Raw genomic sequence first — 16802 nt, 5'->3', positions numbered from 1 at the left:
GGTGAGACGGTTCTAACGCACCGCCTGCCTCCCTCCGAATAAGCCTTCAGACGTCGTGAGAGTATTTCCTAGCTCTTATTCTGCAACCGTGAATCAAGCGCCGTGCCCACCGCTTTTATCAGTGAGTCAGGGGTATAGGGCTTGGGGATGAACGCTGTTTGTGCATCGAGCTTTTCCAACAGCATTTCCCCGCAGTCTGAATAACCGGAGGTGAGGAGAATCTTGATGTTTGGTTGTAGCTTCCGGAGTTGAGTGGCAAGTTGTAACCCGTCTATGCCGGGCATCACCATATCGGTGATCAAGAGGGAGATGCTGCCTTCCCGCTGGTGAACCATCTGGAGGGCTTCCTCACCCGTTCGAGCAACCAGGACCGTATGATGCTGTGCCGCCAACACGGTATGTGCCAAGCCGCGAACCATGTCATTGTCTTCGACCAGAAGAATGGTCTTTGATTGTTCGCTGGCGGTCTTGGGTTGAACCACCGGGCGCGACGGGTTGGAATCCTCGGTGATGCAGGGCAGATAAATGCTGAAGGTGGTGCCGCATCCAGGCTTGCTGTCTATCCCGATTGCCCCCCCACTCTGCCGAACGATTCCATAGACCGTAGACAACCCAAGGCCGGTGCCTTTGCCTAGCTCCTTCGTGGTGAAAAACGGCTCAAATACCTGTGTCAATATATCGGCTTCCATTCCGCAGCCTGTGTCCCGGACGGCGAGCATGACATACGAACCGGGAAGAAGAGGATCTGGCGAGAGCGAATCGGAGTGATTGATCGAAACCGCTTTCGTTTCAAGCTCCAGGCACCCGCCTTGCGGCATGGCATCGCGAGCGTTGACCACGAGATTCATGATCACTTGCTCGATTTGGCCGGGATCCGCCTTGATTCGCCCCAGCGTAGGATCCAAGGCGAGGACGAGTTGCACGTTTTCGCCGATGACGCGCTTCATCAGCTCGACGATATCGGTGACGCGGTCATTGAGGTTGAGCGGTTGGCGTTCGACAATCTGGTGACGCGTAAAGGCCAGCAATTGCTGAGTCAAGGCGGCGGCTTTATTGCCGGCTTCCTTGATTTGTATCATCCCACGCTGCGTCCGAATGGATTGTCCTGGCTCATCCGTTAAGAGCTCGGCCCAGCTGTTGATAATCGTCAGCAAATTGTTGAAGTCGTGTGCAATCCCTCCGGCCATGCGCCCCAGGGCGTCCATTTTTTGTGCCTGGCGAACCTGCCGTTCGAGATCCTTTCGATGAAGAAATTGGGTGATCATGGCGCCTAACGCACCCACCTGTTCCAATCGCGAGGCACTCGGACGCAGCCGTTCAGAGGTGAGAAACTCCATGATGCCCAGGATTTCCTTCCCCGCATCAATGGGGAAGGCGATCCCTCCGTGGAGGTCGGCTTCATGCGCGGCGTGGAATGCCGGGAACTCGGCCTCGTTGAGTATATCCGAGCAGAGAATGGCTTCCCCCGTCTTCCAGACCTGCCCGGCCAGTCCGACTCCTTGTCGTAAGGCAAGGCTCTGATAGATCTGGGAGAAGTGTTCTGCGGGGAGACTTGCCTGGTGCCACAGGGAATTGCAGTGCAGTGTCTTGTCGTGTGAATCGACCAGCCAGAATGCGCCTACCGTCCAACCTTGGAGCTCGCACATAGTGCGAATGATCCTGGGCACCGCTTCACTGAGCGAGACGGAGTGTTCGAGCGCGAGGCCGACGGAGAGTTGAACGGCATGCATCGTTTCGGCTTGTCGGCGTTCGGTGATGTCGGCTTTGGCGCCGATCATGCGAGAGGGCTTCCCCTGGGCGTCGCGGTGCACATACCCGCGATCGATCACGTACGCATAGGTGTCGTCGAGTCGGCGACATCGATATTCGGCCATCCACAAATGTTGATCCGACTGAAGCACGTGGACAAGGTTGGTGAGGACCGAGGCCCGGTCCTCAGGATGAATCTGGTCGGCCCAGGGAATCTGTCCGTGCCGAAGATCCTCAGGCGCCGATCCGTATACTGTTCGATAGACGTCGTTAACCCACGTCGCGCCGGAGGTGATATCCCAGTCCCAGATGCCGTCACGGGTGGCGAGGCAGGTCAATTGAAACCGCTCTTCGCTCTTCCGCAAGGCTTGCTCGACTCGGTGCCGTCCCATGGAATACCGGATGGCGCGTCGCAGCGCGTCGCCCGTCAACCGACCCTTGACGAGGTAATCCTGCGCGCCGCGTAAGAGAGATTCCTCGGCGATGACGTCGTTATCCAATCCCGTCATCACGATGACCGGCGCGTCAGGTGCGTGAGCCCGCACCCGATCAAGGATCTCCAAGCCCTGGCTGTCCGGTAGCGAGAGATCGACCAAGACGGCATCGACGGGACACTCCGCAAGTTTCAGCATCCCGGTTTCAAGCCGATCTGCCCAATTGAGCGTGATGCTGTCCGCTGACTCCTCACAGAGCGCTTGATGGATCAGCTCGGCATCGTCTTCATTATCCTCGATCAGCAATAGATGCATGGATTATCTCTTCAGTAAGGGGAGTTTAGATACCAGCGTCCAATAAAGTTCGAACTGTTTCACGACCATCTGGAATTGGCTGAACGTGACAGGTTTTCGAATGTAGGAGCAGGCCCCCTGTTGAAACGCCCGCACAATATCCTCCTCGCGTTCACTGACGGTGAGCATGACGACGGGGAGCGGGCGAAATCGAGGTTCTGATTTGAGTTCGATCAGCACATCGAGTCCGTTTTTTTTCGGCATGTTGATATCCAGGAGGACCATGCCGGGGAATGGACATTGACTGTAGGGACCTTTCCCACGCAAATAGTCGAGGGCTTCTTCGCCGTCCCGCACGATGGCGACTCGGTTGGCCATGTTTGCAGTTTCGAAGGCTTCCCGGATCAGCAAGATGTCGTCTTCATTGTCTTCTGCGAGAAGAATATCAAATGGCCGCATGGTTATCGCTGCACCTTTCTTTCACCTGGCTGGCTCGCGCCGAACGAAATGATAAAGTCTGATCCGCCGCCTTCGCGAGGTTCGACCCAGGCTCGACCACCGTGCCGTTCGGCCACCTGCCGAACGATGGCCAGCCCTGCGCCGGTCCCCTCTATCTCACGTCCGACTGCACGGCGGAACAGCTCAAATATCCGATCGCGCTGGCCCGGCGCCACTCCGGGGCCGCGATCCCGCACGACCACGCCGAGGAGTTCGGTTCCCTCAAGATCCATCCCGCAATACGGGGCGATCTCAATGTCCGGGGGCTGCCCGGCGGAGGCAAACTTGAGCGCATTCGAGAGCAGATTGTAGATGCCCTGGACGGCCCAGGTGGTATTGACTCGCAGGCACGGAAGGGGCGAACGAATCGTGATGTGTGCGCCGGTTTCTTTGATGCGGTTCTCCAGGCGATCCAGGGCTTCTTGCACCAACTGTTCAGCGTCGATATCGTCAACGGGCGATTCCATGCGTTGCGCGCGGGAGAGCTCCAGGATGTCCTCGAGCAGTTGATTGAGCCGCTGCGTGGCCCGGATCACGCGCCGGAGGAAGTCTTGCCCCCTCTCGTCCAACCGGTTCGCATACTCTTTCTGGACGAGGACGGAAAACCCCTCGATCGCTCGCAGCGGCTCTTTCAAATCGTGCGAGGTCACATACAGGAGGGTGGCCAGATCCATGTTCTTCCTGAGGATCATGAGCTCGGCCCGTCGTCGCGCGGTGATATCCCGGTCGGTTTCCAGTACGAGGCTGCGGCCGTTCATCTTGAGCAATCCCCAGCGGCTCGCCACAAGCACGTCCCGTCCGTCTTTCGTGCGATGGTGAATCTCACCGGTCCATTCCCCGGTGGTCTCCAATTGAGTCTGGATCGTGCTCAGAGGAGAGGGGAGTCGGCTTTGCAGCAGGTGAACACTGTTGTGTCCCAATGCCTCCGATCGGGAATAGCCGTACAGTTGCTCGCATCCTCGATTCCACTCCACGATGCCCATGTCGACGTCCCAGGCAAAAATCGGTTCATACGATAATTCGATGAGCTGGCGTTGCTGAGCCATCAAGTCTTCGGTCCGCTTCCGTGCCGTGATGTCACGGAGGATCACGGTAAATAGCTTTTGCCCGCGGCTCGTTATCTGTGAAATGCTTGCTTCGATCGGAAATTCTTCGCCATTGGCCCGCACGCCGGAAATCATGCCAAGCGTGCCCATCTGGCGCTTGCTGACGTTCGCGTGACTAAAGCCCAGCACATGCTGGCTGTGCGCGGTACGGTACCGTTCGGGAAGGAGCACGGCGACCGGTTGCCCGATTATTTCCTGGACTCGACGACCGAACATCGATTCCGCTGCCGCATTGAAGTGCACAATTTCCTGGCACTCATTGATCGTGATAATGGCGTCCATCGCAGAATTAAATATGCCGCTGAGGATTTGCTCGCTGTCGTGCGCGGCCGCGATCGCGGCTTTCTGTTCGGTAATATCGATGCACGAGCCGATGAAGCCGACGAATCTCGCTTCCCCTTCGAAACGAGGAACCCCGTGATTCAGTAGCCAGCGCCATTCTCCATCATGCCGACGCAGGCGATATTCCATCCTGAATTCGTGCTGCTTACGGAAGGCGTTGTCGTAGACGCGGAGGGTATAGTCGATATCGTCCGAGTGAACATTCTCGACCCATCCATCGCCCAAATCCTGCTCGCGGGTGCGACCGACGAATTCCAGCCAGGGGTTGTTCACCCAAATGCATCTCTGTGTCAGATCGCTGATCCAAATCAACACCGGCGCGTGGTCCGCCATAACCTGAAAGCGATCTTCAGTGGATTTCAACGTCGCTTGCATATTCGTGATGGTCAGCAGCTTCTGTTCCAGCCGTTCATTGGTGAGCCGGAGTTCTTCGGTTCGTTCCTGGACCTCGACTTCGAGACGTTCGTGACTCCTACGCAGGAGGTCCTCTGCTCGTTTCCGGTAGGTGATATCCACGAGGGTGGAGCGGCTGGCGACGAATCGACCGTCTGGGCCCTTGATGGCCGTGGCGTGTACCAGAACCGGCATCAGTACGCCGTCCCCACGCCGCATCGTGAGCTCTAAGTCCCGCACGAATCCTCTCTCCATGAAGCGCGGGTATTCTTGCTGAAACAGTGCGGCGGACTCGGGGGTGATCAGGTCCCGAAAGCACACTTTCCCGATGACTTCGTCTTTGCGATATCCCAGCCAGTCGAGTTCGGTTTGATTGATCGCGACGTAGATGCCTTGCGCGTTCAGTGAGTGGTACCCGCAGGGCGCACGGTCGAACAGGTCCTGCACGTCCTGCGCGTTTTTCAGGAGCAGGGTTTCCCGCACTTCAAAGGCCTTGTGTGACGAATCCAAGGCGGCGGTCTCAACAAGAGTTTGGGTGACGCGCCTATACTGGACGATCAGATAGGCGGTGACCGTAAACATTCCTATGCCGGCCGTGCGATTCACCCATGGTAACCATGTCGGCACGCCATCGAGCAGGGGGGAAAGCAGGAGACCCACGGGGGTGAGCACTGCGCAGATTCCTGCTGTGTAATAGGGGGTCCAGAGAGAGGGAAGCTGGTACGTAAGGAGCACAGGAATGAGGTAGAAGACCCAGACGGGAATTCCGGCCGGTGTGACACAGTCGATCGCGAATATGATTCCGAGCAGGGCGGCAATTATGGAAAAGACGACTCGCTCACGAAGCGAAGCAGCGCTCTCGTATGTGTTGGCCTCGTCGGTAGTATCCATGGCCGCGTCGCTCCTCTGCGGGGGGGGGGGGCCGTATCGCAATCAAGACGCGATGGCGATGGCACCGCAACTATGCACAAACTCGCCGACGATGAATAGAGGCGATATGACCTAGTAAAGTACGCAGGCGTGATGGTTGCCTGAAGAGGACAATGGGGTGTGGGGGGGGGGACGGCCGGAAAGGGGGCCGCCTGGAGCTGGCGTCCGACTAGGGCAAGAGGCTTAGAAATTCGTTTCTATACTTGATGGGGTCTTATTCAGCACGGTTGCAGCGGCGCGGGAGAGGGCGGCGTCCTGATCGTGGTCGAGGGCGTAGATGCGGAACTGCACGAGGCGGGTTGGAAGCAGATCGAGAAATTCCTCCAGTGGCTCAGTCGAGACACCCTTTGTGCCGGGATCGTAGACGAGTAGGGGAATGCCGCGTGTATCTTTGGGGTCCGGGCGCGGATCGAGCGGCGCCATGTCGACGCGGAACGGCAAGGTGTGTAGTTTTGCCGGGAGCGCTTTCTGGATCTGCTGTTGGAATTGTTCATGGCTGGGAAAGTCCATGCCTCGTTCGATGCCCTTTTCCTTGAGTACGGTACTGTAGGCCATTTTCCACTTCACGTCGCGTTCCAGGATATGCGCCCATTCCTGATGTAAGCGCCGCAGGCTGCTCTGGCCGGCTTTCTTCCAACGTCTGACATCTTCCAATAACGACCAGTCGGTCAGCGTCAGGTATTCGTCCATGTGTTTGGCCGGATTGGAGGGGAACAACAGCTTCATGGTGTCGCCGAAGATGTCCCGCAGGTGGATGTCGATGGCGCGGGTCGTACGGTGATAGTACACATTGGAATAGAGATACATGCGGGTGTTCAAAAACATCTGCAGGGCCGGCAGTCCGGTTTTATGGATCGTGAATCCCTTGTCGGTGATGATGGTGTAGTGGATCAAGCGGGTCAGGTCCACCGGTCCCACGGCGACGCCGCACATGTAGGCATCGCGCAGCACATAATCCAGGTTATCGGCAGTGTAGCTGCCGGAAATCACCGGCTGGAGCATGTTGATCCAGCGCGGGATGCGGGAGTTGTCTTTGCCTTTTTCCTTCAGAATCACGTGCGCGATGTGATCCGGATTCAGCTCTTCTCCGCGATCGAAGGGGCCGGATGGGCTGCGACGGATTTTTTTGATGAGCGGTCCCAGGTGCTCGCGGACGATGATCTGGCCGAGCTTTTCATGCGAGAGGCCGAAGGTGTGCAGAAAATTATCATCGAAGAAGTGGCAGAACGGGCCATGCCCGATGTCGTGCACGAGCGCGGTGATGCGCAGGAACTCCTCGACATAGGCGGCTGAAGGCACGTCGGGCGCCGCCTGTTTCAGAAACGGGTACAGGTGGCGCGCAAACCGGCCCGCGACATGCATCGTGCCGAGTGAATGCACGAATCGCGTATGTTCTGCCGAAGGGTACACCCATCGCGCGCTTTGGAGTTGATAGATATAGCGCAGCCGCTGGACCCAGGGAGAATCGATCAGGTCTTTTTCCGTGCGCTCCGATGGATCCGGCGAGGAATACGGGACCGTGAACGAGACATATTCGTGGATGGGATCGGCAATGAGGGCTGATCCGTCGTACGGAGCGGGAGGATGTGCGGATGGGAGTTTCATATATGGTCGACCGCTCGGTGATCTTATCGTAGGCCTGAGGGAGGGGGCAACGGTTGATGGTCGTCTTCCGGCTTCGTGCTGCGATACTTGGACAGTAGCAGATAGGCGAGCGGGTAGGCCAACAGGCTGCCGGCAATACTCAAGACCATCCCGCCGACGAAGAACGGCCAGGCGTAGGGCATGACCTGGTGATAAATCCCAGAGAACGACAGATCGCTCCAGTCGAAGGACGGAAAGTCACGCACGCCCAACAGGACGGCACCGGTCCAATAGGTGCCTCCGAGGATGGGAATCAGCGTCCAGGGATTGTTGAGGAATGCGCCGGCCAGTAACGCCACCACATTGAGCCTGAAGGCCCAGGCGCAGAATCCCACCAGCACCATGTGCAACCCATAGGCCGGAGAAAAACCGAGGAAGACACCGATGGCAAAGGCCAGTGCCGTCCGGTGCGGTGTTTCATTGAGATGGAGAACTTGGCGAAACAGCGATCGTACGTCTGTCATCAACAGCCTTCACAGCCTTGGTGCGAGTCCAGTGACGAGGGACGGAGAAAATGTTCGTAACTGGTGACCGGCAGCGTTTTGGTGGCACCGGCCTCGGTCCGCACCCGCAAGCCGAGCCGTTTCGGAGTAATCGAGCCGATACAGGTCATGCAAAAATCGGTGTTCGCGGCCAGCCGGTCAAATTGCTGTTGTTTGCGGCGGGGGACGGTGAACAAGAGCTCGTAATCCTCACCGCCTTGTAAGGCAATTTGCTGAGCATCGAGCCCGCGCGCCAGGGCGTAGGCTCGGCAGGCCGGAGAAATGGGCAGGGCATCTGGGAAGATCTCTGCGCCGACGCCGCTGGCTTCGCAGACGTGGCGAAGGTCACCGGTCAAGCCGTCGGACAGATCGATCGCCGCGCTCGCCAGTCCATGGGTGAGCAGCCAGCGGCCCTCTGCGATGCGGGCTGACGGCCGGTGGTGTCGAGCCAGCAAGAAGCGAGTCTGTGCCGGGCGCAGATGTGCCTGTGTTGGCCGCCGTGCTGTGGTTAAGAGGTCCAGCCCTGCGTGGGAGTCGCCCAGCGTGCCTGTGACATACACGCGATCGCCGACGCGGGCGCCGCTGCGTAGGAGTGCTCGCCGAGGTTCGACGGTTCCCGTCAGCGTGATGCTGAGAAAGAGGCCTTGCTTGGATGCCGACGTGTCACCTCCGACCAGGCAGACCCGGTAGGGCGTGGTGGCGTGCATCATGCCGCGGTACAGCTGCTGAATCTGTTTCGTCGAACAGGTCGGAGGAATGGCGATGGCAACGAGCATGAAGCGGGGCGTTCCCCCCATGGCGGCGATATCGCTCAGGTTGGCAATCGCGGCCCGGTAGCCGATGTGTTCATAGGCGGAGGTGGCAGGATCGAAGTGCACCCCTTCGGCGAGCAGGTCCGTCGTGATGAGGGTCCATTCATCGGCTGAGGTCTTGAGAATGGCGGCGTCATCGCCGATGCCGCGGTACACCTGCCGATCCGGCCGCGCGGCCTGCGCCTGCAGGAGCCGGATCAGGCCGAACTCGCTACCGACGGAGTTGGGGCGGCGAGATCGGCCTGGCGGCATGTTAGAGAATCAACGAATGGGAGGCGTCCGGGAGGTGGAGGCTCTTCCTCGGCGAGCCGGTTGCCCGCTTGGATGGGGTCGATCGAGCTGATTTTTTTGTCGGCTTGTTGGGTGAGCCCGCGCGTGGCTTGCGAGTAGCCGTGCGTCGCAGCGCTTCCCGGATCACATCGTCCACGGTATCGACAAAGATCAACTCAATGCCTTTGAGGATGTGTTTGGGAATCTCTTCGAGATCCTTTTTGTTACGCTTTGGAAGGACCACCGTCGCGAGCTTCGCCCGCTTGGCCGCGAGAATCTTTTCCTTCAATCCTCCGATCGGCAACACGCGACCGCGCAGGGTGATTTCTCCGGTCATCGCGAGGTCGCGCCGCACGGGAATCTGGGCCAGCGCCGAGGCAATGGCTGTCGCCATGGTGATACCGGCGGACGGCCCGTCTTTCGGGGTTGCGCCGGCGGGGACGTGAATGTGAATGTCGTTTTTGGCGAAGATATCAGGACTGATGCCCAGGGTCTTCTCCCGCGAGCGGACATAACTCAAGGCGGCCTGCGCCGATTCTTTCATGACGTCGCCGAGATGCCCGGTGAGGGTGAGCTGGCCCTTGCCCTTCATGACGGTCGCTTCGATATACAGCACATCCCCGCCGCTTTCGGTCCAGGCGAGGCCCGTGGCGACGCCGATTTCATCCTTTTCAAGTTCCGCTTCGGGAACGAATTTCGCAACGCCCAAAAACTTATTCAAATTGTTCTGGTCGATGGTCTGGCACTCCGATTTGCCCTCGGCCACCTTCTTCGCGACTTTCCGCATGAGGTTGGCGATCTCGCGTTCGAGGTTGCGGACACCGGCTTCGCGGGTATAGTGCGAGATGACATGCCGGATGGTGCCTTCATTGACGCGGATATGTTTCTCGGTGATGCCGTGTTCGTTCATCTGGCGAGGGATCAGGTACTTTTGGGCGATGCCGAGCTTCTCTTCTTCCGTATACCCGGGGATATCGATCACTTCCATACGATCCCGCAAGGCGGGCAGAATCGGATCCATGAGATTGGCCGTTGTCACGAACATGACTTCGGTCAAATCAAACGGCACGCCCAGATAGTGATCGGTGAAGGTGTTGTTTTGTTCCGGATCCAGCACTTCCAGCAGGGCGGCCGACGGATCGCCTCGGAAATCCATGCCGACCTTGTCGACTTCATCGAGCATAAAGACCGGATTGTTCGTGCCGGCTTGTTTCATCCCTTGGATGATGCGACCCGGGAGCGCGCCGACGTAGGTCCGGCGATGCCCGCGGATTTCGGCTTCATCTCGTACGCCGCCGAGGCTGATGCGGACGAACTCGCGCCCCAGCGCGCGGGCGATGGATTTTCCTAACGAAGTTTTGCCGACGCCGGGCGGACCCACGAAACAGAGGATGGGCCCCTTCATCTTCTCTTTCAGTTTACGCACGGCGAGATACTCGATGATGCGTTCTTTCACTTTTTCGAGATCGTAGTGGTCCTCGTTCAGCACCTTCATCGCGGCCTTCAGGTCGAGATTGTCTTTCGACTTTTTATTCCACGGCAGTTCGACCATCCATTCGAGGTAGGTTCGAACGGTGGCGGACTCCGCCGTGTCGGGGTGCATTTTTTCCAGCCGCTTGAGCTGTTTCTCGGTTTCCTTGAGCACTTTCTCGGGCATCTTGGCGTCTTTGATCCGCTTGCGGAATTCCGCCACTTCCTCTGCCCGTTCGTCCAGCTCGCCGAGTTCTTTTTGAATGGCTTTCAATTGTTCGCGCAGGAAGTATTCGCGCTGGGTCTTGTCCATCTCTCCCTTGGCCTGAGCCTGGATCTTCTGCTGCATGGAGAGGACGTCGATTTCCTTGGCGAGAATCTCGCTGATCTGGCGGAGTCGTTGAATCGGATCCACGATTTCCAGCACGGCTTGCGTGATATCGACCTTCAGTCCGAGGTTGGAGGCCACCATGTCGGCGAGGCGTCCCGGATCTTCCAGGTTTTCGATGACGACCATCACATCCGGGATCAGCACCTTCCCCAAGCTCACGATCTTCTCGATCTGCTCCTTGACCGTGCGCATGACCGCCTCGGTCTCTAATGTGGAGCCGGGTTGCTTGATCTCAACCAGTTTCTCGATCCGGACCGAGTAATAGGGATCGTTCTGGATGTATTCCTCGATCCGTGCCTTCGCGAGGCCCTGCACCAGAATCTTGATCCGCTCGTCGGGCAGTTTGAGCATCCGCATGATGATGCCGACGGTGCCGACCGTGTGAATGTCTTCGGGCTGCGGGTTCTCGACATCCAGGGATTTCTGCGTGGCGAGGAAGAGCATGCGGTTGCCCGCGAGCGCTGCCTCAATGGCTTTGATGGACATCTCGCGGCCGACAAACAGCGGGAGCACCATGTAGGGAAACACGACGATGTCTCGCACCGGCAGTAGAGGGAGCTGATCCGGCGGTTCGAGGTTCTGGTTGTTTGAGAAGTCTTGTTCTACTGCTTCAGCCATGAGGCTCCAGTCTGCTGGTGTATGGTCTCAGTCACGATGTCGTGCGGTGGCACGGTTTGGGTGACGGTGATCCGTCATGCCCGGCTAGGTAGTGGTGCGTGTTCGACCTTGGGTGGACCGGCCGGAGCCTCGGCGGCGTGTCTCGGCGGGGGTCGGTCGGAGTCGTTGCTGCAGGAACTCGCCGAACGCAGGTCCCAAGGACGGGTTCTTGAGGGCTAATTCCACGGTGGCGATCAGAAACCCGAGTTTGTCGCCGGCATCGTGCCGTTGCCCTTCGACTTCGTGGGCGAACATCGGGGTGTGTTTCACGAGTTGTCGCAAGGCGTCGGTCAGTTGAATTTCTCCGTTTTTCCCCGGAGGGGTCTTGCGGAGAATCGGGAAAATTTCCGGCGGCAGAACATACCGTCCGATGACCGCGAGATTTGACGGCGCATCGGCGGGTGCCGGCTTTTCCACCAGATCGTCGACCCGGTGCAGCCCCTTGCCCAGGCTTCGAGCAGAGATGATGCCGTAGCGGCTGACCTCTTGCGGCGGCACTTCTTGCACACCTAAGACGGCGCCTTTGCGTTGCTTGTAAATGTGAATGAGCTGTGCGAGACCGGGAACCGGCGAATCGATGATCTCGTCGCCAAGGATGACGGCAAATGGTTCATCGCCGATCAGATGCTGGGCGCAGAGCACGGCATGCCCGAGTCCCATGGCTTCTGGCTGGCGGACGTAGCAGAAGTTTGCGAGATTCGAGATGTGCCGCATCTGGTTGAGCACTTGCCCCTTGCCGCTGCCCTTGAGATTTTCTTCCAGCTCCAGCGACCGGTCAAAGTGGTCTTCGATCGCGCGCTTACCGCGGCCGGTGATGATGATGATGTCTTCGATGCCGGATGCAACGGCTTCCTCCACGACATACTGAATGAGCGGTTTGTCGACCAGCGGCAGCATCTCTTTCGGAGACGCTTTGGTGGCGGGAAGAAAGCGTGTACCCAGTCCGGCAGCAGGAATAATCGCTTTACGTACATCTGTTCTTGTCATAGGGGGGATAGTATGTGAAGGGGTAAGTGAAGTCAAGATTTCCTCCGGTCTTTTCAGGTGCTGCCGATGCGTCGTGGCGCGGGGAAACTCCTTTACATTGAAAAATGTGGTCAATATAATTCGAGAGTTTTTCTGCACATGTGCGGTGGTGCTGCAACGAAAGCGGCGCATCGGTGATGGTTACGACAACAGCTCGCGGGTGGCTGCGCAGGGCCGGTCGGCTCCGTGCGCACGGCTCGACACGGAACGCGACGGTGTCTTATCTCGAAGGCCGGGACAACCAGTGCGTGCATTCCCAGGTGGTACGGAAGGATTGCGGTGACCAAGTCGGGAGGCAGGCGGTGGAGGCTGATTGTCATTCTCGCGCTGGTGATATTCTCCACGTGTGGTGTGGGGGAATTCCTCTACGCGCAGGACGGCGTGCCCACGGTGACGTCGGTCACCATTCGCGGGCAGAAACGGATCGAGCTCCAGGCAATTGAAGGGCGTCTCACGCTCAAGGCCCACGATCGTTTTACCGCGGATGCGCTCCGTGAGCAGGTCAAGATCCTCTATGGCACGGGGTACTTCGAAGACGTTCAGGTTGAGACGGAGCCGGACGCGGGCGGTGTGTCGGTCGGCTTCATCGTGCGGGAGAAACCGTTCATTACCGAGATCGTCTTCGACGGTAACGAGGAATTGAGCGACGATAAGCTCAAAGAGAAGATCACGATCAAGAGCCAGACGTTTCTCGATCAGCAGCAAGCCAAAGAGAGTGCGGAGAAAATCCGGCTCGCCTATCAGGAAGACGGATTCTTCAATTGCCAGGTCATTCCTGTGATTCAGGCGGTGGATGAGGACCGGAAGCGCCTGACGTACTTCGTGAAGGAAGGCACCAAGGCCAAAGTGCGACGCATCAATTTCGAAGGCATGCGGGCTGTCACCAAGGAAGAAATGTTCAAGGTGACGGCGACCCGTGAATGGATTCCTTGGTACGGACTCATCACGCAGATGAAGGTGCCGTCGTTGCTGTCCGATGCCGGCGTGTTGAAACGCGAGGAGCTTGGGAACGATATCGAGCGCATGCGGGAAGTCTATTTGAACAAGGGCTACTTGAATGTGCAGATCAGTCAGCCCACGCTGGAATTGACCGACGATAAGAAATGGTTCGAAATCAGCTATCAGATCGTGGAGGGTGAGCCGTTCATCGTGGAGCAGGTCGGGTTTCGTGGGAACACGGTGTTCGAAGACCATGAATTGCGCGAAGGCTTGAATATTCGGGCCGGCGAGATTTTTCAACGAGCCAAAATCCGGGGTGAAATCACCCGCATCACGGACCTGTACGGCGCGAAGGGCTACGTGTTTGCCGATGTCGTGCCGAACGTCACGCCCGACAACAATGCGCGCACGGCGACGATTCTCCTCAACGTGAAAGAGGGGGAGATGATGCGGATCCGGGAGATTCACGTCACCGGGAACGACAAGACCCGGGACAACGTGGTGCGCCGGGAATTACGCCTGGACGAGCAGGACGTGATCGATACGCTGGCGTTGAAGCGCAGTTTTCAACGCTTGAACAATCTGAACTTTTTTGAAACGGTGGAAATTCTGCCGCAGCAGGTCGACGTTGATAAGGTGGACCTCAATGTGAAGGTGAAGGAGAAGCCGACCGGCCAGTTCAGCATCGGCGGCGGATTCAGCACCTTGGACAAGCTGGTGGCGATCGCGGATATTACCGAAGGCAACCTGGGCGGCAACGGCTGGTTGGGGCGTATCCGCGGGCAATTGGGCCAGCAGCGGTCGTTGGGACTGGTGACCTTCAGGAACCCCTACGTGAACGACTCGTACAATGCGCTCCAGTTGGATATTTACCGGTCGATGACGAACTACATTTCCTACTTCGAGTCCAAGTCGGGCGCGAGCGCAACCTGGAGCCGGTGGCTGTCGGAATATGTCAACGGCAGCGTCAGCCTGTTCGCCGAGCAGTTGAAGTACAGCGATCCGCAGGAAGGCTTGTGTCCGGATCTGATCCCGCTTATCTGCCGACAGCTCGGGACGCAATCGTCGACGGGGTTTCGTACCTCGATTTTTCGCGACACGCGCGACTATTATCTGGATCCGCGCACCGGCTGGCGATTTAGTCTCGGCGTAGACTACGCCACCCCCTCGCTGGGCGGTACCAATCACTTTTTTAAGTATTACGCGGACGTGATCAAGTACACGCCGTTGATCTACGATACGCGGTTTTCGGTGCACGTTCGGTACGGCGCGACGGAGGGGCTTGGGGGCCGGCCCATTCCCCTCACCGAGCGTTTCTTTGTCGGCGGTATCAACACCATGCGCGGGTTCGTCTTTGGTCGGGCAGGTCCCGTGACGCCATCCGGCTCGCTGCTGGGTTCCGCCAAAGAACTCATTTTTAACAACGATTTTATCTTCACCATTTCGTCCGAAGCGAAGCTGAACGGAGTGTTCTTCTTCGATTACGGAAATGGATTCGACGACAACGAGCCGGTTCAGTTTAACAAACTGCGGAGCGCGGCCGGGTTCGAAGCCCGGTGGATTTCTCCGTTCGGTCCCTTGCGGGCGGCCTATGGAATCAACCTTGATCCACGGGAGAATGAGCGCATGGGCGTGTTCGAGTTTACGATCGGGTCGTTGTTCTAGCTGTTAGGGTGTGTGTCGGGGGCTCAGAAAGGAATCGCCGGAATGTATGGATGCGTAGGCCGCAGTGGATCGAGGGGCGCCGGTTGGGTCGGATCGTGCCTGGTGCTCTTGGCCGTGGTGTGGCTACTCGGCGGGTGCCGGTTCGGCCAATCGACGGTGCCGACATCGATGCGTCTCGGCGTGGTAGATCCTCAACGGGTACTAGGGGAGACCAATGCCGGGAAGAAGGCCAAGGAGATGCTGGCCAGCTTTGCGAAGAATCGGCAGGCGTTGATCGAGTTGGAAGAAAAAGAGCTGCGGCGGATGGAAGAAGACTTCGTGAAGCAGGGCAGTGTGTTGAGCGCCAATGCCAAGCGCGAACGGGAGGAGCAATTCCGTCGCCGCATGTCGGAGTACCAGCAGAAGGTGACCGACCTGAATCGTGAAGTGCAGGACAAGCAGAAAGAAGTGTTGGACGGGTTCCGCGAAAAGATCGAAGCCTTGTCGGGTAAGGTGGCCAAACGGTTGGAGCTGCAGGCCGTGTTCGATCGCGGGCGCGGCGGGCCTACGCTCTATTTCGATGAGACGGTGGATGTGTCGTCACAGGTGGTCGAAGAATTCAATAAAACGTATCCATGATGAGGGGGGCCATGAACGTACGTACTTGGATCGTAGCAGGCATGGTGCAGGTGTTGTTGGCGTGGTTGGCGCAGCCTGTCCAGGCTGCGGACCGCATCAAGGTCGCGATGATGGACCAGCAACAGGTCGTCGAGCGGAGCGTGGCCGGGAAACGCGCGCTCGAGGATCTGAAGAGTTATTCCACGACGCGCCAGAAAATCATCGATTCCGACGACCAGGAATTGAAGGAACTTGAGAAGGGGCTTCAAGACGCCTCGCTCTCCGAAGAGGTGCGCAAGGAGAAACAAGAGCAATTCAGGGCGAAGCTGGAGGCCTATCAGCGCCGGATTCAAGACTTCAATCGTGAGGTGCAGGAAAAGCAGAAGGGCATGGTCCAGGATTTTGCACAGCGCATCCATGCGGCGGTCTCGGCGGTGGCCCAGAAGGAAGGATATACCGCCGTCATCGACCGGGGCAGTGAAGCCTCGGTCAAGATCGTCGTCTACGGACACTCGTCGATCGATCTCACGGAGCAGATCGTCAAAGAGTTCGATCGCCAGAATAAGTAGTCGGCAGTTGTAATCGTCTACGCAACACAGGAGGCGGGGCTGATGTCAGTGATGGACAACGTGGAGATTCAATCAATCCTTCCGCACCGGTATCCGTTTTTGCTGGTCGATCGTATTCAAGAGCTTGATCCGGACCGCCGGATCGTCGGTCTCAAGAATGTGACCATCAATGAGCCGTTTTTTCAGGGGCATTTTCCGGGTCGTCCGGTGATGCCGGGCGTCTTGATCCTGGAGGCGTTGGCGCAGGTCGGCGGGGTGCTGGCGTTTAAGTCGCTGGGACCGGCCGGCCGGCCGGTCGTGTATTTGACCGGCATCGACGGGGCGAAATTCAGGAAACCGGTGGTTCCGGGCGACATTCTCCGCCTGGAAGTGGATGTGCTGAAGAAGCGCGCGCCGTTCTGGAAGATGCAGGGCCGAGCCTTCGTGGAGTCCGAACTGGTGTGTGAAGCGGAAGTCACGGCCATGGTGACGGATGAACAGGCGGGTGGGGGCAAGTAGCCGGGGCTCCGTGTCGGCCGGTCGCGTGGCGTTGAA

12 protein-coding genes are annotated in these 16802 nt (G+C 58.2%); 4 read left to right on the top strand and 8 right to left on the bottom strand.

What is annotated here, in order from left to right:
- Nucleotides 1–68: 68 nt before the first annotated feature.
- From V9G17_03855 to galU, 8 genes are all read right to left on the bottom strand, one after another.
- Nucleotides 69–2498, bottom strand: a complete 2430-nt coding sequence (locus V9G17_03855; protein ID MEI2751712.1) for a response regulator — start codon at nt 2496–2498, stop codon at nt 69–71.
- 3 nt (nt 2499–2501) lie between these two features.
- Nucleotides 2502–2936, bottom strand: coding sequence for a response regulator (locus tag V9G17_03850; GenBank protein MEI2751711.1), 435 nt, complete (start codon nt 2934–2936; stop codon nt 2502–2504).
- Between the two features lie 2 nt (nt 2937–2938).
- Entirely contained in the window at nt 2939–5707 is a 2769-nt protein-coding gene (locus tag V9G17_03845) for a PAS domain S-box protein (GenBank protein MEI2751710.1), read from the bottom strand.
- A 222-nt stretch (nt 5708–5929) separates the two neighbouring features.
- Complete coding sequence (locus V9G17_03840) at nt 5930–7351, bottom strand: HD domain-containing protein (protein MEI2751709.1); 1422 nt, start codon at nt 7349–7351, stop codon at nt 5930–5932.
- Between the two features lie 23 nt (nt 7352–7374).
- Nucleotides 7375–7854, bottom strand: coding sequence for a DUF2062 domain-containing protein (locus V9G17_03835; GenBank protein ID MEI2751708.1), 480 nt, complete (start codon nt 7852–7854; stop codon nt 7375–7377).
- Entirely contained in the window at nt 7854–8936 is a 1083-nt protein-coding gene (gene thiL, locus V9G17_03830; protein ID MEI2751707.1) for a thiamine-phosphate kinase, read from the bottom strand. The genes V9G17_03835 and thiL overlap by 1 nt, the downstream gene beginning before the upstream one ends.
- Nucleotide 8937: 1 nt before the next feature.
- Nucleotides 8938–11433: an endopeptidase La gene (lon, locus tag V9G17_03825; protein MEI2751706.1), complete on the bottom strand. Its 2496-nt coding sequence runs from the start codon at nt 11431–11433 to the stop codon at nt 8938–8940.
- Nucleotides 11434–11517: 84 nt separating this feature from the next.
- On the bottom strand, nt 11518–12459 hold the full coding sequence (galU, locus tag V9G17_03820) for a UTP--glucose-1-phosphate uridylyltransferase GalU (protein MEI2751705.1): 942 nt from the start codon (nt 12457–12459) through the stop codon (nt 11518–11520).
- Between the two features lie 318 nt (nt 12460–12777).
- Here galU and bamA point away from each other — a divergent pair, with 318 nt between their 5' ends.
- Genes bamA through fabZ form a run of 4 tightly spaced genes read left to right on the top strand, consistent with a single transcriptional unit; the run spans nt 12778 to nt 16766 of the window.
- Complete coding sequence (gene bamA, locus V9G17_03815) at nt 12778–15102, top strand: outer membrane protein assembly factor BamA (GenBank protein MEI2751704.1); 2325 nt, start codon at nt 12778–12780, stop codon at nt 15100–15102.
- Nucleotides 15103–15144: 42 nt separating this feature from the next.
- On the top strand, nt 15145–15720 hold the full coding sequence (locus V9G17_03810; protein ID MEI2751703.1) for an OmpH family outer membrane protein: 576 nt from the start codon (nt 15145–15147) through the stop codon (nt 15718–15720).
- Nucleotides 15721–15731: 11 nt separating this feature from the next.
- A complete protein-coding gene (locus V9G17_03805; protein MEI2751702.1) occupies nt 15732–16268 on the top strand; it encodes an OmpH family outer membrane protein in 537 nt (178 codons plus the stop codon).
- 42 nt (nt 16269–16310) lie between these two features.
- The gene (gene fabZ / locus V9G17_03800; GenBank protein ID MEI2751701.1) at nt 16311–16766 is read left to right on the top strand and encodes a 3-hydroxyacyl-ACP dehydratase FabZ; all 456 of its coding nucleotides are present in this window, start codon (nt 16311–16313) and stop codon (nt 16764–16766) included.
- The last annotated feature ends 36 nt before the right edge of the window (nt 16767–16802 follow it).

It is taken from the genome of Nitrospira sp. (assembly GCA_037045225.1).
Taxonomy (GTDB): domain Bacteria; phylum Nitrospirota; class Nitrospiria; order Nitrospirales; family Nitrospiraceae; genus Nitrospira_A.
This window is presented reverse-complemented; position numbering and strand designations above follow the sequence as displayed.

Bases quoted from the DNA above. Each gene is read 5' to 3' on its own strand.
- V9G17_03805 (MEI2751702.1), top strand. From the start codon at position 15,732: ATGAACGTACGTACTTGGATCGTAGCAGGCATGGTGCAGGTGTTGTTG.
- V9G17_03840 (MEI2751709.1), bottom strand. From the start codon at position 7,351: ATGAAACTCCCATCCGCACATCCTCCCGCTCCGTACGACGGATCAGCC.
- galU (MEI2751705.1), bottom strand. From the start codon at position 12,459: ATGACAAGAACAGATGTACGTAAAGCGATTATTCCTGCTGCCGGACTG.
- V9G17_03850 (MEI2751711.1), bottom strand. From the start codon at position 2,936: ATGCGGCCATTTGATATTCTTCTCGCAGAAGACAATGAAGACGACATC.
- V9G17_03810 (MEI2751703.1), top strand. From the start codon at position 15,145: ATGTATGGATGCGTAGGCCGCAGTGGATCGAGGGGCGCCGGTTGGGTC.
- V9G17_03835 (MEI2751708.1), bottom strand. From the start codon at position 7,854: ATGACAGACGTACGATCGCTGTTTCGCCAAGTTCTCCATCTCAATGAA.
- V9G17_03845 (MEI2751710.1), bottom strand. From the start codon at position 5,707: ATGGATACTACCGACGAGGCCAACACATACGAGAGCGCTGCTTCGCTT.
- V9G17_03855 (MEI2751712.1), bottom strand. From the start codon at position 2,498: ATGCATCTATTGCTGATCGAGGATAATGAAGACGATGCCGAGCTGATC.
- thiL (MEI2751707.1), bottom strand. From the start codon at position 8,936: ATGCCGCCAGGCCGATCTCGCCGCCCCAACTCCGTCGGTAGCGAGTTC.
- lon (MEI2751706.1), bottom strand. From the start codon at position 11,433: ATGGCTGAAGCAGTAGAACAAGACTTCTCAAACAACCAGAACCTCGAA.
- fabZ (MEI2751701.1), top strand. From the start codon at position 16,311: ATGTCAGTGATGGACAACGTGGAGATTCAATCAATCCTTCCGCACCGG.